Here is a 21389-nt window from a genome sequence, read left to right as displayed (position 1 = left end):
CGTTAAGCCTCCTGCTTCTCGTCGCCAGGAAGGATATACTTGGCCCCTTCCCAAGGAGAGAGATTGTCGAACTGGCGGTATTCTTGCGTCAAGGACACAGGTTCATAGACAACGCGCTTGAGCTCTTCGTCGTAGCGCACTTCTGTATAGCCTGTGGTCGGGAAATCTTTGCGCAGCGGGAAGCCACGGAAACCGTAATCCGTCAGCAGGCGACGCAGATCAGGGTGACCTGAAAAAATGATCCCGAACATGTCAAAGACTTCACGCTCGAACCAGTTGGCCGATGGGTGAATATCGACAATAGAGGCGATCATTTCGTCTTCGCGCACAGCCGTTTTGATGCGGATGCGGTGATTTTGGTACATGGACAAGAAATGATACACCACGTCAAAGCGCGCTGAGCGCGCAGGGTGATCAATCGCAGTGATGTCCACCAAGCTTGAGAACCTGCAGGTCGCGTCAGATTTCAAGAAATCGACGAAATCCACGATGCCAGCCGGGGTGACAGTGACCGTCAATTCGCCAAAAGTGATCTCGCTTGAGACAACATCATCAGGGCGCTTGAGCTCAAGGTGAGCTGCCAGAATTTCAAGAGCTTCGCTCATAGGTCCATCTCCTTAGCGGGCAATCGTGCCAGTGCGGCGCATTTTGCGTTGCAATTGCATGATGCCGTATAGCAAGGCTTCTGCTGTTGGGGGGCACCCAGGCACATAGATATCGACAGGAACGATCCGGTCACATCCACGCACGACAGAGTAAGAATAGTGGTAATATCCGCCGCCGTTCGCACATGATCCCATTGAGATCACATAGCGTGGCTCTGGCATCTGGTCGTAAACCTTGCGCAGCGCTGGCGCCATTTTATTGGTCAGCGTGCCAGCCACGATCATCAAATCAGATTGACGTGGGGAGGCGCGCGGCGCTGTGCCAAACCGCTCAAGGTCGTAGCGCGGCATAGAAGTATGCATCATTTCAACCGCGCAACAGGCCAGACCAAAGGTCATCCAGTGCAACGACCCTGTGCGGGCCCAGTTGATGATGTCTTCTGTAGACGTGAGCAAAAAGCCCTTGTCTTGCAATTCTGAGTTCAAAGCCTGTGTCGCAACTTCTTTGTCTGCGCCAGCTGTGTTGGCTGAAGTGATCACGCCCATTCCAAGGCTCCTTTTTTCCACTCATAGGCAAAGCCCACGGTGAGTACGCCCAAGAACACCATCATCGACCAAAAACCCACGATCCCCACATCCTTGAACGCGACGGCCCAAGGGAAGAGGAAAGCGATTTCCAAATCGAAGATGATAAAGAGGATCGACACCAAGTAGAACCGAACATCGAATTTCATCCGCGCGTCGTCGAAGGCGTTAAAGCCACATTCATACGCTGACAGTTTTTCAGGGTCTGGATTGCGAACGGCAATGATCAGTGCTGCGAAGATGAAAACAAGACCAAGCGCGATGGCGAGGCCGAGGAAAATGATGACTGGGAGAAATTCCCGAAGCAGGTCTTCCACGTGCGGCTCCTTGATGATGGGCCCACGGAAAGCGGGCGCGCGTGTGCTAAAGCTACTTGGTGGTTTAGCCCTCTGTGACAGCATGGTCAACAAGCGCAGAGGCATCAAAAGCCTTTGTTTCAAGGGAAGTACAAAGTTTTTTTCTGCACATGCGTGCAGATGATTAACCCTTAATCAACAAACTTGATTCGAACCCATTACCTGATTTTTTTAGTCTGATTTAACCTCTGCTTTCACAATCCGCGCCAGTAGTGCACAGTCCTCGGTCGCAAACGTCAGCGGTAGACGCATATCTATAATCGCACTCAACACGCGGTCACTGTCGGGAAGCGGTTGCGGATCAGCATAGTGCCAACTGTCATAGCGTGATGTAAACGCGACAGGTTCAGGCGCGCCGAACCACTTCAACTCGACTCCGCGTTTTAAACAACGCGCAAGAAAGCCTTCGATCGCTGCGTTGTCCCAATCCAACAGCAAAAACTGAAACGATGAGCCAACATAGCCTTCGGCCTGCGGGCGATGGATCACGGTCAAACCTTCGATGTCACGCAGCCCCGCTTCAAAAGTCCGGTAGCGCGCGTTCCATTTCTCGACCTGTTCTGGCAGATGTTTGAGCTGTACCCGCAAGATAGCCGCCCGCAAATGGTCCATACGCCCAGAAACATTCGGCGTGTCATATTTAATATTTTCGAACATTTCAGCGGGCGGACCTGCAATGTGCTTGCCATATAACATGTAAGACCCCGACAACATGATCGCTTTGGCGGCGATCTCGGCATCGTCAGTGACAATCAAACCGCCCTCGCCCGAATTGATGTGCTTATAGGTCTGGGTCGAATAACACCCCACCGCGCCATGCCGCCCCGACGGCACCCCGTCCCAAGTGGCGCCCATGGTATGCGCGCAATCTTCAACAACGATCACGCCCGCGCCGTTACAGATATACATCAGCGCATCCATATCGACGATATGCCCACGCATATGCGACAGCATCAAAACCTTCGCGCCGCTTTCCGATATTTTCACCTGCAAATCATCAAGATCGATCACCAAGCCATCGGTGACCCCCACAAACACAGGGCGCGCGCCGACAGAGGCAATCGCGCCGGGCACAGGGGCCAGCGTAAAGGCATTGGTCATAACCGCATCGCCCGCAGCAACCCCAACAGCGCGCAAAGCACAGCCCAAAGCATAGCCGCCAGAGGCCACAGCCAGACAGTATTTCGCACCCGTAAAGGCTGCAAATTCCTGTTCCAGCAAAGCCACCTCGCCCGCTTCATCGGGCAGCGTATTATAGCGGTGCAGCCGGCCAGAGCGCATCACCGCCACAGCTGCTTCAATCGCCTCTTCGGGTATGGGTTCTTGTTGGGTAAAATTGCCTTTGAAGACTTCGGTCATCCGATCAAATCCTTGGTTACAGCCATCAAATCACCATAAGAATGTAACAAAGCTTCAGGCTTCAATGCTTTTACCGCCTGCCCGTCTGGCCCAAAGGTCACGAGCGCACAAGGCACGTTTGCCGCCTGAGCCGTTTTGCGGTCCGTAATCGTATCGCCAATCAAATAGCTCTGCGCCACAAACCCGCCAGCTTGCTCAACCGCTGCCACATAGGGGGCCGGATCTGGTTTGCGCACAGGCAGCGTGTCAGCCCCTATCATCGAGTCAAACAAATCCCGCACGCCCAGCTTTTGCAGCAGACTTTCAGCCAAGCCAGCAGGCTTGTTGGTACAGATCCCGACCGCATAGCCCGACGATTTCAGCGCCTCAACGCCCTCGACTGCGCCATCGTAAAGTTTTGTGTGCACATCTATCGCATCAGCGTAGGCTTGCAGCAACACTGGGTACTGCGCATCAACGTCCGTCTGATCGTAGTCGGGCTTGACCCGTGCAAAGCCCAAATCCAGCATCGCCCGTCCACCGCGCAAAGCGGTTCCGGCGTCAGATATCGCATCCAAGACATCACCGTATCCCAATGACTTAAAACAATAATTGGCCGAAGCGATCAGATCGCCCGACGTGTCTGCCAATGTCCCATCAAGATCAAATATAACGCAGCGCATAAGAAGTCCTTTCTCAGCCTCCGCTTAGATCAAGCGGATGACAATCGGCGAAGTGGTGCCGATATATGTAACCAATGGCAAAAATATGTGAAGCCCCGCCCCTTGCGGCGCTTTGTGACATGGGTAAAACGGCGTAAAGATAAAGAAAAGAGCAGATTGGGACGAACACATGGCCACAGCCCTTATATTACTTGCCGCAGGGCAAGGGTCTCGAATGAATTCAGAACTGCCAAAAGTACTGCATCAAATCGGCAATGCGCCTTTGTTTGCCCATGGGCTGCATGCAGGCAGCGTCCTTGATCCTGAGCACACAGTGGTTGTTGTCGGCCACGGTGGCGATTCTGTTGCTGCGCAAGCTCTCAAAATCGATGAAGATATTATAATTGTGCGCCAAGCCGAGCAGCTTGGCACCGCGCATGCCGTGCTTCAAGCCAGAGAGGCCTTGCGCGATTTCGATGGCGATGCCTTTGTGCTATACGGCGACACACCTTTTATCTCGCCAGAGACGTTGGAAAAAATGCAAGCCGCGCGCGCCAAACACGATGTTGTGGTTTTGGGGTTCGAGGCGGTTGATCCGGGGCGCTACGGTCGTCTTGTCATGGATGGAGATACGCTAACGCGCATTGTTGAATTCAAAGATGCATCCGAGGCTGAGCGCGCCATCACCCTGTGCAATTCCGGTGTGCTGTGTGCCGATACTAAGACCCTCTTCGATCTTTTGTCCTCTGTCGGCAATGAAAATGCCGCTGGCGAATACTACCTGCCCGATGTGGTTGAAATTGCTGGGTCCAAAGGCCTGACCGCGACCTCTGTTGCCTGTGACGAGGCCGAGACCTTGGGCGTAAACACGCGCACAGAGTTGGCCCATGCCGAAGCAGTGTTCCAAAATGCCAAGCGCGCTGAGATGCTTGAAAACGGTGTGACGCTTGTGGCCCCTGAGACCGTGTTTTTCTCGCTCGACACTTATATTGGCCGTGACGCCATCATTGACCCGAACGTAATCTTTGGCCCGAACGTGACGATTGAAAGCGGCGCACGCATCAAATCGTTCAGTCATCTTGAGGGGTGTCACGTCTCAACTGGGGCTGACGCTGGACCCTTTGCCCGTCTGCGCCCTGGTGCCGAGCTTGGCAATGACGCTCATGTTGGCAATTTCGTAGAAATCAAAAACGCGCAAATTGGCGAAGGCACCAAGGTGGGCCACCTGTCGTACATTGGCGATGCGGACATCGGCGATGGCACCAATATCGGTGCGGGCACAATCACCTGCAACTATGACGGCGTGTTCAAACATCGCACCACCGTGGGCCGCGACGCCTTTATCGGGTCCAACACCATGTTGGTTGCGCCTGTAAATGTCGGTATCGAGGCTATGACGGCCAGCGGGTCTGTGATCACCAAGGATGTGCCCAATGGCGCTTTGGCAATTGCCCGCGCCAAGCAGGACAACAAACCGATGTTGGCGGTCAAGCTGTTCCAAAAGCTGCGCGCCCTCAAGGCGAAAAAAGCCGAGAAAGGTCAGTAATATGTGCGGTATTGTAGGGGTTTTGGGCACGCATGAAGTCGCGCCCATTCTGGTTGAAGCACTCAAACGTCTTGAATATCGCGGCTATGACAGCGCGGGTATCGCGACCGTGAACAACGGCGTTTTGGATCGTCGCCGCGCGGTCGGAAAACTGGTCAACCTGTCGGATGAGTTGGTCCACAATCCGCTGGCTGGAAAATCCGGCATTGGCCACACACGCTGGGCCACGCACGGTGCGCCAAGTGTGACCAACGCGCATCCACACAAAGCGGGTCCTGTAGCAGTCGTGCACAACGGGATCGTCGAAAATTTCCGCGAGCTGCGCGACATGTTGGGCTCCAAAGGCTATAAATTCGTCACCGAAACCGACACCGAAACCGTGGCCCTGTTGGCACAAAGCTTTATCGATGCGGGCAAATCGCCGGTCGAGGCTGCGAATGCTACGATTGATGCGCTCACGGGGGCGTTTGCGCTGTGTTTCTTGTTTGACGGCGAAGACGATCTGCTGATTGCTGCGCGCAAAGGATCTCCGCTCGCAATCGGCCACGGGGACGGCGAGATGTACGTGGGCTCAGATGCCATCGCTTTGGCGCCGATGACAGACCAAGTGACATATTTGGAAGAAGGTGATCGCGCGATCATCACCCGCAACAGCCTTGATATTTTTGCCCAAGACGGCACGCAGGTGCAGCGCACCCGTCGCGAGATCAAGATCGACGCAACGCGAATCGAAAAAGCTGGGCACAAACACTTCATGTCCAAAGAGATCTTTGAGCAGCCCACCGTGATTTCCGAAGCCGTAAATTACTATATGTCTGCGGATGGCGCATCGATTGTACTGCCTGAGCCGGATATCGATTTTACCCAGTTTGACCGCATCGTTATGGTCGCTTGTGGTACGGCCTTTTACGCCTGTTTCACTGCAAAATACTGGTTCGAACAAATCGCGAAACTGCCTGTTGAGGTCGATATCGCGTCAGAATTCCGCTACCGCGAAGCGCCGATCAGCCCGCGCACTTTAGCGATTTACGTCAGCCAATCTGGCGAAACAGCAGATACTTTGGCCGCTTTGCGATACACCGTCGGCAAAGCGACAAGCATCGTCACCGTGACCAATTCATCCGAAAGCTCGATGGCCCGCGAGAGCGACATGTCCTTGCCAATTTTGGCAGGCGTCGAAGTGGGCGTGGCCTCGACCAAGGCGTTTTCTTGCCAGCTCACAGTGTTGCATATGCTGGCGCTGAAAGCCGCGCAGGATCGTGGTGTTTTGAATGGTAACGAGATCAAAACACACCTGTCGGATTTACGCAGTTTGCCGGGTCTTTTGAACCTCGCGCTTGATCAATCAGATGCCATTTCCGAGGTATCTGCGCTGTTGGCTGAGGCCAGTGATGTGCTGTTCTTGGGACGTGGCGCGATGTATCCACTTGCGCTTGAAGGGGCTTTAAAGCTTAAAGAAATCAGCTACATCCACGCCGAAGGCTACGCTTCGGGCGAATTGAAACATGGGCCGATTGCGCTTGTGGATCAACACACGCCAATCATCGTTTTGGCACCGCGAGACAAGCTGTTTGAAAAAACAGTGTCCAACATGCAAGAGGTCATGGCGCGTGGCGGCAAGGTCTTGTTGATCTCAGACGAACGAGGTTTGCGTGAAGCTGGTGACGGCGTTTGGCAGAGCATTCAAATGCCCACCGTGCCCGATGCTTTGGCCCCGATTTTATACGCCGTTCCAGCCCAACTACTGGCCTATCACACGGCTGTCGCCAAAGGCACAGATGTGGATCAGCCGCGCAATTTGGCGAAATCTGTGACTGTTGAATAGAATGGATTGCTCATGACTTGGCCTGCCCCTGTGTCTCTAAAAGGCACGCATGTTCATCTGGTGCCGCTTGCGATCACCCATTCCAATGATCTGTCTGCCGCCGTGGGCGATCTGCATCAGCTTTGGTACACAACAGTGCCGTCGCCCGAAAACATGCGCTCAGAGATCGAGCGGCGTTTGGCGTTGCAAAAAGATGGTCAAATGACGCCCTTTGCCATTTGCACCCCCGATGGGCGCGCTGTGGGCATGACCACCTATATGAATGTCGACCCGATCAACAAGCGCGTTGAAATCGGCTCAACTTGGATTTCAAAAGACGTGCAGCGGTCCAGTTTGAACTCTGAGACCAAACTCCTGCTGCTCGCCCACGCCTTTGAGGTTTTGGACTGTATCGCAGTCGAGCTGCGCACCCACAGGCTGAACGCGCAAAGCAGACGCGCGATCGAACGCCTTGGCGCGCAACTTGATGGTATATTGCGATCACATATGGTGGTGGCAAATGGTACGATCCGTGATACAGCCGTGTATTCGATCACGGCAGCTGAATGGCCCGCGATCAAAGCGGGACTGTTAGGAAAGATAAGCACATGACCCCTGAAAACGCGCTACCTGCGCTCCACGCCGAGGCTGATGAAGCCCGCGTCACGAAACTCAAAGCTCATTTTGGCGCTTCAGGGGATTACATCGGTATTGCACCTGGTCGTCTTGAAGAGATGGCCCGCGCTTGGCGCAAAGAGGTGGCTTTCCCCGAACGCCTTGAATTGGCTGCAACTTTATGGGCCTCTGGCATTCACGATGCACGCCTTATGGCGGCAAAATTGCTGACCCAAGCGCGCATTTCTGACGACCAAGAAGTCTGGGCACATTTGACCGATTGGCTGGCACAAGCTGGCAATTGGGCCGAAATCGACGCGCTGTGTGCCGCCTGTCAGCGCCGTTTGGCGGCAGACACATCGCGCATGAACAAAGTCTACAAATTGATGCGCCACGAGTCGTCGCTTCAACGTCGTGCAGCTTTAGGAATCACTGAATTCTTGGCCAAATCATCGCATCCATCCGAGCGCGAACAAATCGCGCTGGACCGCATTTGCGATTGGTTACCCGAAGCTTTGGCTGACGAAAGCAAAGATGTGCACCGCACGGCGCAATCATGGCTGCGGTCTTTGTCCAAGCACGACTACAAACGTGCTCGCGCGATCCACCGCGGTGACAGTGCCTCTGAAGACAGCTCAGAAGAAGATGATGACGACGAAACATTCGAAGGCTAAAGCATCTCGCTTTAAGACCTTGTAAGACATGAAAAATCAGGAGCGCCGTTTGAGGGAAATTCCCTTGGCGCTCCAGACCACACCGCCCACAAGCACCCCCCAAAATGCACCGCTGACACCAAACAGCGCCATGCCGCTGGCCGCGATCAAAAAGGTCAGTGCAGGCGCTTCCATTTGGTCTTTGTGGCTGAACGCCCCTGACAACGATCCGACCAAAGCGGGGATCAGGGCCAGCCCTGCCACCCCCGTGATCAGCTCAGCCGGTGCAAGGCTCGCGAAACCCGCCACGGCGGTGGTGGCAAAGGCCAGCGTAACATAGACCAACCCGCTGATGATCGCTGCCCAATAGCGTTTGGATGGATCACGCCCCGCATCGTCGCCAGCCATCATCGCCGCTGTGATCGCGGACATGTTCACGGGGATCGCTCCAAAGGGCGCAATCAAAAGGCTGGCAAGACCGGTGCCACGAATAAGGCCCGCGCGGTTCACAGGGTAGTCGTTGAGTTCCATCACCGCAAAACCAGGAATATTTTGCCCCGCCATGGTGACCAGATACATCGGCAACGCGACAGAGATCATCGCATGCAGACTAAAGACAGGGTGCAGCGCGGTGAATTCGGGCAGCAAAGCCACCGAACTTGTCGCGGCGCCGCCATGTAGGTCCACACCAAAGATAAGCACCGCAACAAAAGCAATCACGGCAAAAGGCATCGCCGCCAATTTATTCCACATCACCCCGATCAGCCAAGCCGCCAAAACAGGCAGCATCATCAGCGGGATCACCCCAAGGCCAATCGCGGGCGCAAAACATAGCTTCAAAAGCACCCCCGCCAGCAATGCATTAGCGATGGGTTTGGGGATCGCAGCCACTGCGCGGGCCAAAGCGGGCAAAAGCCCCGTGATCAAAATCAGCACAGCGCAGATGATCAGCGCGCCGGCAGCTTCCGCAAAACCACCGGGCAACACAACGGAGGAAGCCAGAAAAGCCGCCCCCGGCGTGGACCAAGCTATGGCCGCAGGGGTGCGGGTTAAAAAGGGAATCACTATACTGCAAATCCCCATGCCCAGCGTGGCAAAGAACAACCCCGTGGTGGCTTGATCTGGGCTTGCGCCCATGGCAAGCATCCCAGTCAAAACGATGGTGAAAGACGCGGCATAGCCCACAAAAGCGGCCAAAAGCCCCATCAATGCAGCCGAAAGAGTGAAATCACGAAACATAGCAACTCGCAGAGAAAAAGGTTTCAAAATAAGGGCCTCTTGCAAGGCCTATTCCCACAAGAGCAGGATGCCATGCGGATATAAACATCCATGCAACACGGGGGCAACACGGGGCAACACAAGCGCCTTTGCAAAACCTAAGACCATAGTCTGCACAATTGCGTCAACTGCGCACGCCCCTCTTGGCCTTTACCCGTATCCTAAGTAGGGTCGCCCCATGAACACTCAGCCAACTACGCCTCAGCCCGCCCCACGCTTGATTGACCCTTTCGCAAGAGAGATCAATTACTTACGCGTTTCCGTAACAGATCGTTGCGATTTTCGCTGTGTCTATTGCATGTCTGAAAACATGACGTTCTTGCCTAAGAAAGAACTTTTGACCCTCGAAGAATTAGACCGCATGTGTTCGACCTTCATCGGACTTGGCGTCAACAAACTGCGCATTACAGGCGGCGAGCCGCTTGTGCGTCGTGGAATTATGAATTTTTTCAATGGCATGTCACGGCATTTGGACAGTGGCGCGTTGCAAGAGCTGACCCTGACCACCAACGGGTCACAACTGGAACGCTTTGCCGATGATTTATATGCGGCAGGCGTGCGTCGGATCAATGTGTCGCTGGACACGCTGGACAGTGATAAATTCGCCCGCGTCACCCGTTGGGGCAAGTTGGATCAAGTGCTGCGCGGTATCGAAGCTGCGCGCAAAGCGGGGCTGCGGGTCAAGATCAACACCGTGGCTTTGAAGGGATTTAATGAAGACGAGATCTTCGATCTGGCCGCTTGGTGCGCGCGCGAAGATATGGATCTGACCTTTATCGAAGTCATGCCTATGGGTGATTTGGGTGGTGAAGATCGCGTCGGGCAATATTGGTCGCTTGAAGAGCTGCGCGGGCATTTGGCAACACAATATACCTTGACCGAATTGACCGAACGCACTGGCGGCCCTGCCCGCTATGTGCGGCTTGAGGAAACCAATCAAAAGATCGGCTTTATCACGCCGCTGACGCATAATTTTTGCGAAAGCTGCAACCGCGTGCGCATGACCTGTACAGGAGAGCTGTATATGTGTCTTGGTCAAGAGGACAACGCGTCTTTACGTGACATCATGCGCGCCACGCCTGAAGACGATGCGCCGCTGATCCGCGCAATTGAAGAGGCCATTTCGCGCAAGCCTAAGGGCCATGACTTTGACTATTCACGTCAACAAGAAGACGGCAAGATGACCCGCCATATGTCGCATACTGGCGGATAAAACGCATCTTAATGAAAATGCTTGCAATCGGTTAAATATGTTCCTATTTTGTTCCCATAGGTAATTTAGGAACATAGCCATGGCTCGATCAGAAGAAGCCTCTTCAAAAACGCATTACATTTGCCAGACATATCTCGGCGCGCAGTCTGCCAGCGCGCAAGGCGGGCTGAAAGTCGACAAGCTGATCGAATACTCAACCGCCTCAGCTGCCGAAGAGCGTGCAGAACGCGAATGCAGGCTGCAAAACTGCATCGGCGCGGATGCTTATATGTTAATCGAAGACACAGATTCAGGCGAGGTCAGCTTGCCAGTATTCTTGGCGCGTCACGGCACCGTACCAGAAGTGGATGCATTTTGAGGGCGACGCCGTTAAACCAGCGCGCGCCTCAGTTCAAGAACACAACCGCAAAAAGCGCGATGGCCGCTGGCAGGCCTTGCGTGAAAAGGATTTTCTTGGACACGGTGCGCGCGCCGTAAGCTGCGGCCACACAGATGCAAAGCAAGAAAAATACCGCAACATCTGTCTTGCCGCCAAAGGCGCCCCAAAGCAGCCCAGCAGATAGAAAACCGTTATAAAGGCCTTGATTGGCGGCCAACGCTTTGGTCGATTTGGCGAAGTCTTCTGTGGTGCCAAAGATTTTGCGGGTGCGCGTGTCTTCCCATGCGAACATTTCAAGATACAGAATATAGGCATGCAGCAAGGCAACTAGGATTGTCGAGAGAGTGGCTATAACGGACATGACAGCCCCTTCAATATGACGTTGGTTTAAATGCGACCGAACTATGCCACAGGCAAGCGGCTCTCGACCATTTCAGCATACCACGACGCGCCAACAGGCAGGATCTCGTCGTTGATATTGAATTTCGGGTGATGCACAGGGGCGCTGTCGCCATTGCCCACAAGAATATAAGCGCCGGGGCGTTCTTCGAGCATATAGGCGAAATCTTCGCCGCCCATCACCAGCGGAGCAACATCGCAGCTGCCAGCAACTTTGGTCGCAGCCTCAATGGCGTATTGCGTTTCGCGCTCATGATTAACCATTACAGGATAGCCAAGCATGTAGCGCACATCGACATCAGCGCCAAAGGTGGCGCCGACCCCTTGCGCAATGGCTTTCACGCGGTCCTCTGCCTGCGCGCGCACCTCTTTGTTGAGCGAGCGCACCGTGCCGCGCAACTCAACTGAAGCTGGCAAAACATTGTGGGCCTTTGATGAGGTCTCAAACGATGTGACAGAGACCACAACCTGTTCGGTCGGGTCCACATTGCGCGCGGCAATGGTCTGCAAAGCAATCACCACATGCGATGCCACAAGCGTGCTGTCGATGGCTTCATGGGGTTTGGCCGCATGTCCGCCCTTGCCCGTCACCGTGATATTAAACTCATCCGTGGCGGCAAAAAACGGCCCCGTGCGAATGGCGAATTGCGACAAAGGTAGCCCCGGCCAGTTGTGCATGCCGTAGACTTCATCGATGTGCCACCGCGCCATCATGCCCTCAGCGCACATCTCGCGACCGCCGCCTCCGCCCTCTTCGGCAGGTTGGAAGATCACCACGCAGGTGCCATCGAAATTGCGGGTCTCGCACAAATATTGCGCAGCCCCCAGCAACATTGAGGTGTGTCCGTCATGCCCGCAAGCGTGCATGATACCAGGATTTGTCGAGGCGTATTCAGCACCAGTTTCTTCCAAAATCGGCAAAGCGTCCATGTCAGCGCGCAGCCCAACTGTGCGCCCTGACGCGGACTGCCGTCCTTTGATCACGCCAACGACGCCTGTGCGCCCGATGCCTTCGACCACCTCATCGCAGCCAAACTCACGCAACAAATCCGCAACCTTTTTAGCGGTGCGATGAACCTCGAACATCAGTTCTGGGTGTGCGTGAATGTCTTGGCGCCACGCGGCAATCTGAGGCTGCATATCGGCAAGACGGTTTTTAACAGGCATGACGGGCTCCAAGCAATTGTGTTTGATTAAGCAATACGTTTTTGGCCCCAAAGCGCAAGAGTGACACGACGCTCTTTCGAAGTGTTGAACAATATATAAACAGAAGTAAATAAAGGACGGCACAGACAGTGGCATGACCGCATTCCTTTGTGCTGTCCGCACCATCCCCCCTTTCGAAGAACAAATGCACCTTTCACGCACGCATGGGCAAACAAAGTCCGCCCTGCTCCATATTCACAAAACTTAATCTATCTGCCAAAGAGGCATAGACCCACAGAAGACCGATTCCAAAACGCACAGATCAACAGACCAAAGGACGCCCCATGTACGAACAGCTCGGACTAGACGTTGACCCGCGCCAAGCGGCGATTGTTTTTGGCCTCTTAGTAGGTCTTTTGTTTGGCGGGCTAGCCGAAGTGTCCCGTTTTTGTTTTCGCCGTATGGTGGCGGGACCAAGTGGCGAGCGTCGCGCGGCCTCGGGTGTTTGGATGACAGGCCTTGCGGTGGCTGTGATCGGCACTCAAATCGCGATTGCACAGGGCTTCATTACTTTCGAAGAACACCGCTTCTTTGCAGCGGATCTACCCTGGCTGGCCATCGTGATCGGCGGACTGGCCTTTGGGGCTGGCATGGTGTTGACGCGGGGCTGTGTGTCACGTTTGACCGTTTTGGCGGGCACGGGCAATCTGCGGGCTTTGATCGTTTTGCTGGCTTTTGCTTTTGTCGCGCACGCAACCCTTAAAGGCGTCCTTGCCCCAGTGCGTACCACCCTTGGCGCTGTCACCCTACCTTTGAACAGCGCGAGCCTGCCCGGTAGTTCTGTAATTTGGAGCGCGCTGATTGTGATCGCCGCACTGGCGATTGCGTTGCGCTCGGGCGCCAGCAAACGCGATATGGTGCTTGGCGCTTTGATCGGCGTTCTGGTGCCGCTGGCTTGGGTTGGCACGGGCTATGTGTTGTTCGACGAATTTGATCCCATCGCGATGGAAAGCCTGTCATTCACGTCACCCGCCGCTGAAACCCTGTTTTGGGGCGTGGCGTCATCTGCGATCCCTGCGGGCTTTGGCGTTGGTCTGTTGGGCGGTGTTGTGGCTGGCGCATTGGCGCTTTCTGTACTTTTTGGCCGCTTTCAGTGGCAAAGTTTCGAGACCCCACGCCAAACGGGGCGCTATTTTGCGGGCGCGGCCTTGATGGGCGTCGGCGGCGTATTGGCTGGCGGCTGCACCATGGGTGCGGGCCTATCGGGCATTCCAACATTGTCGATTGCCGCTATTTTGGCCATTGCCGCGATCGCGATCGGTGGCAAGATCACGGCGCAGCTTTTGCGTGATGGACTGCCTTCAAGCGACGCAAGCCAAGCCACACAAACCCAAGCACCAGCGTCGTAATCATCGCCAAGGCAACCCCTTGCTGATGCACAGGTTGCCGCCACGGCGCTTCATTCGTGCGCCTTACGCGCTGACTTCAGGCCGCGCGAATGATTGATGTAAAGACAGTGTTTGGGATTTCATGCCCGCAGGCTTTGGTCAGACGAGCCTTTACGCCGAAACTGATATTTCAATTTATACCAAAATCGACTTAGGCTAGTGCCGCATGCAGCGCCGTGTCCATCAAAGCTTTGATATCCGCCTCTCGTGTGCCAGCAACGATACGGCCAAGCTCTGCATCGCCTTTGAGCGCCACCAAAGTCGAGCGGCGTGGAATTTTGAGACGTTTGGCCAGCTCAGAGCGGCCATATTTGTCCCAGTCAACGGCGATAAAGCTGACTGATTTTTCATAGTCAGGGTTTGCGGCTTTGAGCCGGTCCATAACGCGCTCTTGCGCCGCGCAAGTGGTGCACCACGATGCTTTGAAATCGAGGAACACGGTTTTGCCCGCTGCCAGTTCTTGATCCACAAGACCCGGCGTATAATCGGCTGCGGCAAAGGCAGCCCCGCCCATAACAGATGCGGCACTGAAGGCTGCGGCAGAAAAAATAAAAGCACGGCGTTTCATTGGTATCTCCTTGATAAATTAAAGGGAAACGGAAAGGTCAATCAGCCAATCTGGCAGGTTTTGCACGGCCCAAGCTTCAATCATGTGATGTACTTTGAACAAAAGACCCAAGCCCACCAAGGCAAAGACAGCGCCCAAAAGTGGACGAGATTTCTCAGCAATTGATTGCATCAGGCCTTGGCGCTTTAAAAACCATGACCGTGCGCCATAGCCCAAGACAAGGATGATTGTGGAAACGCCAAAGGCGAAAAATACCATGATCATGGCCGCCCGCATCAGGCTTTCGCCTTGGCTGGCCAAAGCAATAGCACCGCCCAAAGTGGGACCGATGCAAGGGCTCCAGACAGCGCCCAGAAGCGCGCCGGTGCCCAGCTGGCCTAGGGCGGTTTTGCGCTGCATCGTATCTATCCGCGCGTCAGCGGAATTGGCGAAACCAGATGTCAGGCTCGAAAACTTGGCAGACAAAGGTGGCACCAGTAAAATTATGCCAAAGACCAGCATCATCCACGCGCCGATTTGGCTCAGACGCTGTTCATCCAAGCCGATGGAATAGCCAACGGTGGTGACAAACATGCCAAAGCCGACAAAAGACAGGCTCATGCCTGCGGCCATGTAAAGCGGGCCGCCTTTACCGGCTTGCAAGGCACTTGCCAAAACAATCGGCAAGATCGGCAGTACACAAGGGTTGATGAGCGTCAAAAGGCCCGCAGCATATGCAAAGATAAATTCCATGCATCAACAATGCCCAAATGGTGCAGATCTGTCAGCCAACAATGCACTGACGGGCCGTCACGTCCCTGTCAGAGGCTTGAAATAAAACGTGGCGGCAAGGAATTATCCCGCCGCCACGCATAATGACATATTTTTTAAAAGTGTTAGCCCGCACGTGGTGGGCGTGCACCGTCCTGTGGAGGCGGACGGCGTACAACGGACGCGTCGCACTGAGCACCACTGTCCTCAGACGCGCAGCCTGTTTCGGCCTTGAAGCAGCTGACGATAGCGTTCGTCGCGGCCGCACCTGCGTGGTAATGATAACCAATGCCTTCATCCCAACGGCCGCCGCAGTTATCAAGCCCGCCGATCACCTTGCCTGCGCTGTTAAAGCGGCTGTAAATGTCATAGCCATCCATAGCGATACCAACTTTGACAGCACCCTCTGGTCCTGCATCCGCACCATTTACACCGGGCAAACAATCGCGCACGGAATGATAGTGATACCCCACATGGGTGTTCACATGGCCGCCACAGTCATCAAAAGCCGCAATCGTGTGGGCACTCAGGATGTCTTCGACAGGGGCAGGCCCATCAAGACGCACACCATTGTAAGCCAAGCCAGAACCGGATTCACGGGTGTCTTGATCGCTGGTGGCCGAATGGGGTTCCAAAGGGATCACATAGGTCATAGACGCGTCCTCTGCCATGTATTCTGGCAGGCACTGCACGCAGTAGTTTTGATACTCTTCGGCCACATCGGGGCGCGCTGCGGCTTCGCAGGCTTCTTGGGTGTCGGTCACGCGAATTTCGCCCGTCGCAGGATCGTAAAGCTGCCATTCGCCATCGTTATAAAGTGTGTCAAGCGTGGCGATGAAATCACCATCGACATCCAATACTTTGCCGTCAGCGAACCAAATCCCGCCTTTGCTGGCGTCATCTTCGATGTTTGTCGGGCACCATGGACCAGGTGTGTAATCTTGGGGTTCGGGTTTGACGGTGATCGAGAAGCACTTGGTTTGTGTGCCTTGCGAAAGGGTGCAATCGACAATCTCTGGGCCGTTCAAAACCACGGCTGTTGAAAAGAAGGCCTCCAATTCGCTGATGCGATCCGTTGAAGCGGCGTCATTATTTGCAAAGGCTGCGACGGGAGCGATCGCCAAGACGATGCACTGGCTCAATAAGGAAATTCTCATACTCTATCCATTCTGTCACTTACATAGCATGATCGCGCGATAGCTTTATCGCTGGCGATTACTCTGTTCACTCTTATGTTACGCTATGGAGAGAGATTTCCGTTGAAAAAGTTTACCTAAGAACCAAAATACTTAGAACCAAACAAAAAGGGCGGCCCATCTCGGCCGCCCTTTTCCAAAACTATCACGCTGTGCCTTAGTCGATTTTAGGCAGCAACGCGTTTACAGAGTCTTTGGCATCGCCGTAGAACATCCGCGTGTTTTCTTTGTAGAACAATGGGTTCTCGATACCGGAGTAGCCAGTACCTTGTCCGCGCTTGGACACGAACACTTGCTTGGCTTTCCAAACTTCCAGAACAGGCATGCCCGCGATAGGTGAGTTTGGATCTTCTTGCGCCGCAGGGTTCACGATGTCGTTAGATCCGATCACGATGACAACATCCGTCTCAGGGAAGTCTTCGTTGATTTCGTCCATTTCCATCACGATGTCATACGGCACGCGTGCTTCAGCCAGCAAAACGTTCATGTGACCCGGCAAACGCCCCGCGACGGGGTGAATGGCGAAGCGCACGTTTTTACCTTTAGCACGCAGCTTGGTGGTCAGCTCAGACACAGCTGCTTGAGCTTGCGCCACCGCCATGCCGTACCCTGGCACGATGATCACAGAGTCAGCCTCGTTCAATGCTGTGGCCACACCATCTGCATCGATTGCGATTTGCTCGCCTTCAACTTCCATCTGTGGACCTGTTGTGCCGCCGAAGCCGCCCAAGATCACAGACACGAAAGAGCGGTTCATCGCCTTACACATGATGTAGGACAAGATCGCCCCAGACGAGCCCACAAGCGCGCCCACAACGATCAACAGGTCGTTCCCGAGAGAGAAACCAATCGCCGCAGCAGCCCAGCCTGAGTAGGAATTGAGCATAGACACAACCACTGGCATATCGGCGCCGCCGATGCCCATGATCAAATGATAGCCAATGAACAAAGCCGCCAAAGTCATGATGAACAGGGGCAAGAACCCACCGGTGTTGAAGTACCAGATTAAGGTGATCGCAGAGATCGCTGCAGCCCCTGCATTGAGCATATGCCCGCCTGGAAGCTTGGAGGCCGACGAGGACAATTTGCCCGCGAGCTTGCCGTAAGCCACAACAGAACCGGTGAAGGTCACAGCACCGATAAAGACGCCCAAGAACAATTCGACGCGCAGAATGTTGATTTCAACACCTGTTTTATGCGCAAGCAAGCCCGCAAAACCGTCCAGAGTGGCACGGGTTGCATGATCCATGCCCAAAACGCGACCCAGTTCGATATGCGCGATCAAGCCCACGAAAACAGCGGCCAAACCGACCAATGAGTGCATCGCCGCCACAAGCTGTGGCATCTCAGTCATTTGCACGCGTGTTGCGACCAAATAACCAATCGCGCCACCGCCTGCGATCAAGACAAGGGACCAGAACCAAAGGCCTGCGCCCGGCCCTACGATTGTTGCTGCCACGGCCAAAGCCATGCCAACGATGCCGTACCATACAGCGCGCTTTGCGCTTTCTTGTCCTGACAAACCACCCAAAGAGAGAATGAAGAGGACTGCCGCGACCACATAGGCCGCTGTCGTAAATCCGAATTCCATAATCCTATACTCCTTAAGATTTCTGGAACATGGCAAGCATGCGCCGTGTGACGAGGAAGCCGCCAAAGATGTTTATGCCCGCCATAAAGACCGACAAGGAGGCCAATAGGATCACAAGGAAAGACCCAGACCCGATTTGCATCAAAGCACCCAAGATGATGATCGATGAGATCGCGTTGGTGACCGCCATAAGCGGTGTGTGCAATGAGTGCGCCACGCCCCAGATGACTTGGAACCCAATGAAGACAGACAGAACAAACACGATAAAGTGCTGCATAAAGCTGGCTGGGGCCACAAGACCGACACCCAACAACAAAGCAGCCCCAACAGACAACAAGATCACCTGATTTTTGGTTTGTGCTTTGAACGCTGCCACTTCGGCGGCGCGTTTTTCTTCAGCTGTCAGCTCAGGAACGACTTCTTTGGGCTTGGCTGCGATCGCTTTGATTTTTGGTGGGGGCGGTGGGAAAGTGATTTCGCCTGCGTAAGTCACAGTCGCCCCACGGATCACGTCATCTTCCATATTGTGATTGATCTGACCGTCTTTGTCTGGGGTCAAATCTGTCAACATGTGACGGATATTTGTGGAATACAAAGTGGAGGCTTGGGCTGCCATGCGCGATGGGAAATCGGTGTAGCCAACGATTGTGACACCGTTGTCTGTCACGATTTTCTCATCCATCACCGTCAACTTACAGTTGCCGCCTTTTTCCGCCGCCAAATCCACGATGACAGAGCCGGGCTTCATGGCTGCAACCATTTCAGCTGTCCAAAGCTCAGGCGCTTCGCGGTTTGGAATAAGCGCTGTGGTGATAACGATATCAACCTCAGGGGCCAGTTCTAGGAACTTGGCCAGTTGTGCTTCGCGGAATTCAGGGCTGGACACAGCGGCGTAACCACCAGTGGCCGCACCGTCTTGTTGTTCTTCCTCAAAATCTAAGTAGACAAATTGCGCGCCCATGGATTCAACTTGTTCGGCCACTTCTGGACGCACGTCGAAGGCATATGTGATCGCGCCCAAAGACGTGGACGTGCCGATGGCGGCCAAACCGGCCACACCAGCGCCGACAACCAAAACCTTCGCTGGCGGCACTTTGCCTGCAGCGGTGATTTGGCCGGTAAAGAATCGACCAAAGTTGTTGGACGCTTCGATAACAGCACGGTAACCGGCGATATTGGCCATGGATGACAGGGCATCCATTTTTTGTGCGCGGCTGATGCGTGGCACCATTTCCATCGCGATGACATTGGCGCCTTTGACTTTCGCGGCTTCCATGCCTGCTTCGTTTGCCGCAGGGTTGAAGAAGGAAATCAAAGTTTGACCTTTGGTCAAACGTTTGAGCTCAACAGCTTCAGGTTGGCGAACTTTGGCAACGATTTCAGCGGCTTTCCACAATGCCGCAGCGGTTTTCACCACCTCAACACCAGCCTCTTTATAATCCTTGTCAGCAAAACCAGCCAGCGCGCCAGCGCCCGTTTCAATAACACAGTCATAGCCAAGCTTTTGCAGCTGTTTGGCACTGTCAGGCGTCAACGCAACGCGCGCTTCGCCTTCATATAATTCCTTAGGAACACCGATCTTCACGAATTTTTCCTCTTTTCCCCAGTCAAAGTTTTTGACATCTCACAAGTCCTACCAGAACAAAAAACAAGCGCAACATTGTTGCGCTAACATTCCAATTTTGGAACACTGTTGTCCATCCGTCGAACACGCACAGCCCATAGAACCCTAGTGGCGCGAAAAAGCGTTTCTAGCACCAAAAAATTCATTGGCCGTCAGACGCCTCCTCCAATGCCTTCGCCTGACCCAAACGAAAGACAGTCGAGCCTCAGCTCTGAGCGCATTCTAATGCAAATGGTTCAGAAGGGAAGCACAAGCTGGCATACCAGTTGGAAATTTAAATGCGAATGCTTACGTGAAGATCAGATGGATTAAAATCATATCCAATTCAAAAATGATGTAGACTAGAGGTTATGAGGATTAGCCCCATTACCTTCAGTGACGCAAATGCTTGCTACGACGTGTTTTTTCGCGCCGTGCATGAAGGCACAGGGGCCTTTTATACGAAAACACAACAGGCCGCATGGGCCCCACCTCGCGTGTCGGCCCCCAACGACTGGCCTAAACGCTTGACACAAGGCTATGCAATTGGGGCAAAACGCTGGGGTAAAATGTGCGGATTTATGACGATGGGCACGGACGGCCACATCGATTTCGCCTATGTGCTGCCAAATGAAATGGGCAAAGGCACCGCCGTGAAACTTTATAAAGCCTGCGCAGCTGAAGCGCGCAAACGAGGGCTTACAGTGATGGACACAGAAGCCTCGCATCTGGCCAAGCGATTTTTTGAAAAGCACGGCTGGCATGTCACCGCGCGGCAGATGGTGATCCGCAATGGTGTCGGGATCGAAAACTTCCGAATGGAGAAAAGCCTTTAAGCGTCAGTCATAGATTTATGTCTGCACGCCGCATAGGCACGCACCGCATCACCAAATGCGCTGAACAGCGTTTTGGACACAGGGTCAAGCCCAGCTTGCCATTCAGGGTGCCATTGTACCGAAAGCGTAAACCCTGGCGCATCTTTGATATAGATAGCCTCGGGCGTGCCATCGGGCGCATGGCCATCGATCACAACGCGTGGGCCAGCTTGTTTAATGCCTTGGCCATGCAGGGTGTTGGTTTTGACCTTAGAAGCCTTCAAAACTTTGTGAAACACACCGTCTTGCGAAAATGTCACGTCGTGGCGTAGCTCGAATTTTTCTTCCAAGGTGCCATCAGGGGGCATCCGGTGATTGTCACGTCCTTCAAGATCACGAATTTCAGGGTACAAAGACCCGCCCATTGCCACGTTGACCTCTTGAAACCCACGACAAATTCCAAAAAACGGCTGACCCCGTTCCACACAGGCGCGCACCAGTGGCAAGGTAATTTGGTCACGCAAGCGATCAAAGGTGCCATGAGCGTCGGTTTCAACCTCGCCGTATTCACAGGGGTGCACATTGGGCCGACCGCCTGTCAGCACGAACCCATCACAGGTCGCCAAAAGTTCATCAACCGAAAGCATATTTGGATCAACAGGGATAATAAGCGGCACGCAGCCCGACACATTGGACACGGCATCCACATTCATCTTGCCACTGGTGAACACGGGGTAATCCTCGTGCAAAACGTCGCTATTTCCGATGATACCAACGATGGGGCGTGCCATGTGAAATCCTTAACTTACGTTGTGATGAGTTTAACATAGGCATCGCAG

22 protein-coding genes are annotated in these 21389 nt (G+C 54.1%); 8 read left to right on the top strand and 14 right to left on the bottom strand.

The features are described from left to right. Positions 1-2: 2 nt before the first annotated feature. From WNY38_RS06390 to WNY38_RS06370, 5 genes are all read right to left on the bottom strand, one after another. Complete coding sequence (locus tag WNY38_RS06390; protein ID WP_342856500.1) at positions 3-605, bottom strand: NADH-quinone oxidoreductase subunit C; 603 nt, start codon at positions 603-605, stop codon at positions 3-5. A gap of 12 nt (positions 606-617) precedes the next feature. Then, the gene (locus WNY38_RS06385; protein WP_085849297.1) at positions 618-1151 is read right to left on the bottom strand and encodes an NADH-quinone oxidoreductase subunit B; all 534 of its coding nucleotides are present in this window, start codon (positions 1149-1151) and stop codon (positions 618-620) included. Beyond that, a complete protein-coding gene (locus WNY38_RS06380) occupies positions 1142-1507 on the bottom strand; it encodes an NADH-quinone oxidoreductase subunit A (protein ID WP_342856499.1) in 366 nt (121 codons plus the stop codon). The genes WNY38_RS06385 and WNY38_RS06380 overlap by 10 nt, the downstream gene beginning before the upstream one ends. 210 nt (positions 1508-1717) lie before the next feature. After that, positions 1718-2905 (bottom strand): DegT/DnrJ/EryC1/StrS family aminotransferase, encoded by a 1188-nt coding sequence (locus WNY38_RS06375; protein WP_342856498.1) that lies wholly within the window; start codon positions 2903-2905, stop codon positions 1718-1720. After that, positions 2902-3567: an HAD-IA family hydrolase gene (locus WNY38_RS06370; protein WP_342856497.1), complete on the bottom strand. Its 666-nt coding sequence runs from the start codon at positions 3565-3567 to the stop codon at positions 2902-2904. The genes WNY38_RS06375 and WNY38_RS06370 overlap by 4 nt, the downstream gene beginning before the upstream one ends. Positions 3568-3736: 169 nt before the next feature. Between WNY38_RS06370 and glmU the strand changes: the two genes are divergently transcribed. The 4 genes from glmU to WNY38_RS06350 are packed head-to-tail and all read left to right on the top strand — an operon-like array spanning position 3737 to position 8185. Then, positions 3737-5092 (top strand): bifunctional UDP-N-acetylglucosamine diphosphorylase/glucosamine-1-phosphate N-acetyltransferase GlmU, encoded by a 1356-nt coding sequence (gene glmU, locus WNY38_RS06365; RefSeq protein WP_342856496.1) that lies wholly within the window; start codon positions 3737-3739, stop codon positions 5090-5092. A gap of 1 nt (position 5093) precedes the next feature. Beyond that, positions 5094-6917: a glutamine--fructose-6-phosphate transaminase (isomerizing) gene (gene glmS / locus WNY38_RS06360; RefSeq protein WP_342856495.1), complete on the top strand. Its 1824-nt coding sequence runs from the start codon at positions 5094-5096 to the stop codon at positions 6915-6917. A 12-nt stretch (positions 6918-6929) separates the two neighbouring features. Further along, on the top strand, positions 6930-7508 hold the full coding sequence (locus WNY38_RS06355) for a GNAT family protein (RefSeq protein ID WP_342856494.1): 579 nt from the start codon (positions 6930-6932) through the stop codon (positions 7506-7508). After that, positions 7505-8185, top strand: coding sequence for a DNA alkylation repair protein (locus WNY38_RS06350; RefSeq protein ID WP_342856493.1), 681 nt, complete (start codon positions 7505-7507; stop codon positions 8183-8185). The genes WNY38_RS06355 and WNY38_RS06350 overlap by 4 nt, the downstream gene beginning before the upstream one ends. Positions 8186-8221: 36 nt before the next feature. Here the strand turns inward: WNY38_RS06350 and WNY38_RS06345 are convergent, their stop codons facing one another. Then, the gene (locus WNY38_RS06345) at positions 8222-9403 is read right to left on the bottom strand and encodes a benzoate/H(+) symporter BenE family transporter (RefSeq protein ID WP_342856492.1); all 1182 of its coding nucleotides are present in this window, start codon (positions 9401-9403) and stop codon (positions 8222-8224) included. 217 nt (positions 9404-9620) lie between these two features. Here WNY38_RS06345 and moaA point away from each other — a divergent pair, with 217 nt between their 5' ends. Together moaA and WNY38_RS06335 are read left to right on the top strand one after the other, a co-directional pair. After that, on the top strand, positions 9621-10655 hold the full coding sequence (gene moaA, locus WNY38_RS06340) for a GTP 3',8-cyclase MoaA (protein ID WP_342856491.1): 1035 nt from the start codon (positions 9621-9623) through the stop codon (positions 10653-10655). A 79-nt stretch (positions 10656-10734) separates the two neighbouring features. Further along, positions 10735-11013 carry a hypothetical protein gene (locus WNY38_RS06335; RefSeq protein ID WP_342856490.1) on the top strand — a complete coding sequence of 93 codons (279 nt, stop codon included), beginning with the start codon at positions 10735-10737 and terminating at the stop codon, positions 11011-11013. 28 nt (positions 11014-11041) lie between these two features. Here WNY38_RS06335 and WNY38_RS06330 read toward each other — a convergent pair whose 3' ends face one another. Next, on the bottom strand, positions 11042-11395 hold the full coding sequence (locus tag WNY38_RS06330; protein ID WP_342856489.1) for a DUF1304 domain-containing protein: 354 nt from the start codon (positions 11393-11395) through the stop codon (positions 11042-11044). A gap of 41 nt (positions 11396-11436) precedes the next feature. Further along, positions 11437-12600, bottom strand: coding sequence for a M20 aminoacylase family protein (locus WNY38_RS06325; protein ID WP_342856488.1), 1164 nt, complete (start codon positions 12598-12600; stop codon positions 11437-11439). Between the two features lie 323 nt (positions 12601-12923). On the opposite strand from WNY38_RS06325, the gene WNY38_RS06320 reads away from it, so the two are divergent. Further along, positions 12924-13988 carry a YeeE/YedE family protein gene (locus tag WNY38_RS06320; RefSeq protein WP_342856487.1) on the top strand — a complete coding sequence of 355 codons (1065 nt, stop codon included), beginning with the start codon at positions 12924-12926 and terminating at the stop codon, positions 13986-13988. A 190-nt stretch (positions 13989-14178) separates the two neighbouring features. Here the strand turns inward: WNY38_RS06320 and WNY38_RS06315 are convergent, their stop codons facing one another. The 5 genes from WNY38_RS06315 to WNY38_RS06295 form a co-directional block, all read right to left on the bottom strand. Beyond that, positions 14179-14595, bottom strand: coding sequence for a thioredoxin family protein (locus WNY38_RS06315; protein WP_342856486.1), 417 nt, complete (start codon positions 14593-14595; stop codon positions 14179-14181). Positions 14596-14613: 18 nt separating this feature from the next. Further along, positions 14614-15327, bottom strand: coding sequence for a cytochrome c biogenesis CcdA family protein (locus tag WNY38_RS06310; RefSeq protein ID WP_342856485.1), 714 nt, complete (start codon positions 15325-15327; stop codon positions 14614-14616). Positions 15328-15470: 143 nt separating this feature from the next. Then, positions 15471-16502 (bottom strand): YHYH protein, encoded by a 1032-nt coding sequence (locus tag WNY38_RS06305; RefSeq protein ID WP_342856484.1) that lies wholly within the window; start codon positions 16500-16502, stop codon positions 15471-15473. A gap of 196 nt (positions 16503-16698) precedes the next feature. Then, entirely contained in the window at positions 16699-18132 is a 1434-nt protein-coding gene (locus WNY38_RS06300; RefSeq protein ID WP_342856483.1) for an NAD(P)(+) transhydrogenase (Re/Si-specific) subunit beta, read from the bottom strand. Positions 18133-18145: 13 nt separating this feature from the next. Further along, a complete protein-coding gene (locus tag WNY38_RS06295; protein WP_342856482.1) occupies positions 18146-19717 on the bottom strand; it encodes a Re/Si-specific NAD(P)(+) transhydrogenase subunit alpha in 1572 nt (523 codons plus the stop codon). Positions 19718-20154: 437 nt separating this feature from the next. Here WNY38_RS06295 and WNY38_RS06290 point away from each other — a divergent pair, with 437 nt between their 5' ends. After that, a complete protein-coding gene (locus WNY38_RS06290) occupies positions 20155-20571 on the top strand; it encodes a GNAT family N-acetyltransferase (protein WP_342856481.1) in 417 nt (138 codons plus the stop codon). Here the strand turns inward: WNY38_RS06290 and WNY38_RS06285 are convergent. After that, complete coding sequence (locus WNY38_RS06285; RefSeq protein ID WP_342856480.1) at positions 20568-21341, bottom strand: gamma-glutamyl-gamma-aminobutyrate hydrolase family protein; 774 nt, start codon at positions 21339-21341, stop codon at positions 20568-20570. The genes WNY38_RS06290 and WNY38_RS06285 overlap by 4 nt on opposite strands. Between the last annotated feature and the right edge of the window lie 48 nt (positions 21342-21389).

It is taken from the genome of Pacificibacter sp. AS14, assembly GCF_038899935.1.
Classification (GTDB): domain Bacteria; phylum Pseudomonadota; class Alphaproteobacteria; order Rhodobacterales; family Rhodobacteraceae; genus Celeribacter.
The sequence above is the reverse complement of the archived record's forward strand: the minus strand, read 5'-3'. Positions and strand labels throughout refer to the sequence as shown.

Coding starts and splice junctions, on each gene's coding strand:
- WNY38_RS06390 (WP_342856500.1), bottom strand. CDS start 605: ATGAGCGAAGCTCTTGAAATTCTGGCAGCTCACCTTGAGCTCAAGCGC.
- WNY38_RS06385 (WP_085849297.1), bottom strand. CDS start 1,151: ATGGGCGTGATCACTTCAGCCAACACAGCTGGCGCAGACAAAGAAGTT.
- WNY38_RS06375 (WP_342856498.1), bottom strand. CDS start 2,905: ATGACCGAAGTCTTCAAAGGCAATTTTACCCAACAAGAACCCATACCC.
- WNY38_RS06370 (WP_342856497.1), bottom strand. CDS start 3,567: ATGCGCTGCGTTATATTTGATCTTGATGGGACATTGGCAGACACGTCG.
- glmU (WP_342856496.1), top strand. CDS start 3,737: ATGGCCACAGCCCTTATATTACTTGCCGCAGGGCAAGGGTCTCGAATG.
- glmS (WP_342856495.1), top strand. CDS start 5,094: ATGTGCGGTATTGTAGGGGTTTTGGGCACGCATGAAGTCGCGCCCATT.
- WNY38_RS06355 (WP_342856494.1), top strand. CDS start 6,930: ATGACTTGGCCTGCCCCTGTGTCTCTAAAAGGCACGCATGTTCATCTG.
- WNY38_RS06350 (WP_342856493.1), top strand. CDS start 7,505: ATGACCCCTGAAAACGCGCTACCTGCGCTCCACGCCGAGGCTGATGAA.
- WNY38_RS06345 (WP_342856492.1), bottom strand. CDS start 9,403: ATGTTTCGTGATTTCACTCTTTCGGCTGCATTGATGGGGCTTTTGGCC.
- moaA (WP_342856491.1), top strand. CDS start 9,621: ATGAACACTCAGCCAACTACGCCTCAGCCCGCCCCACGCTTGATTGAC.
- WNY38_RS06335 (WP_342856490.1), top strand. CDS start 10,735: ATGGCTCGATCAGAAGAAGCCTCTTCAAAAACGCATTACATTTGCCAG.
- WNY38_RS06330 (WP_342856489.1), bottom strand. CDS start 11,395: ATGTCCGTTATAGCCACTCTCTCGACAATCCTAGTTGCCTTGCTGCAT.
- WNY38_RS06325 (WP_342856488.1), bottom strand. CDS start 12,600: ATGCCTGTTAAAAACCGTCTTGCCGATATGCAGCCTCAGATTGCCGCG.
- WNY38_RS06320 (WP_342856487.1), top strand. CDS start 12,924: ATGTACGAACAGCTCGGACTAGACGTTGACCCGCGCCAAGCGGCGATT.
- WNY38_RS06315 (WP_342856486.1), bottom strand. CDS start 14,595: ATGAAACGCCGTGCTTTTATTTTTTCTGCCGCAGCCTTCAGTGCCGCA.
- WNY38_RS06310 (WP_342856485.1), bottom strand. CDS start 15,327: ATGGAATTTATCTTTGCATATGCTGCGGGCCTTTTGACGCTCATCAAC.
- WNY38_RS06305 (WP_342856484.1), bottom strand. CDS start 16,502: ATGAGAATTTCCTTATTGAGCCAGTGCATCGTCTTGGCGATCGCTCCC.
- WNY38_RS06300 (WP_342856483.1), bottom strand. CDS start 18,132: ATGGAATTCGGATTTACGACAGCGGCCTATGTGGTCGCGGCAGTCCTC.
- WNY38_RS06285 (WP_342856480.1), bottom strand. CDS start 21,341: ATGGCACGCCCCATCGTTGGTATCATCGGAAATAGCGACGTTTTGCAC.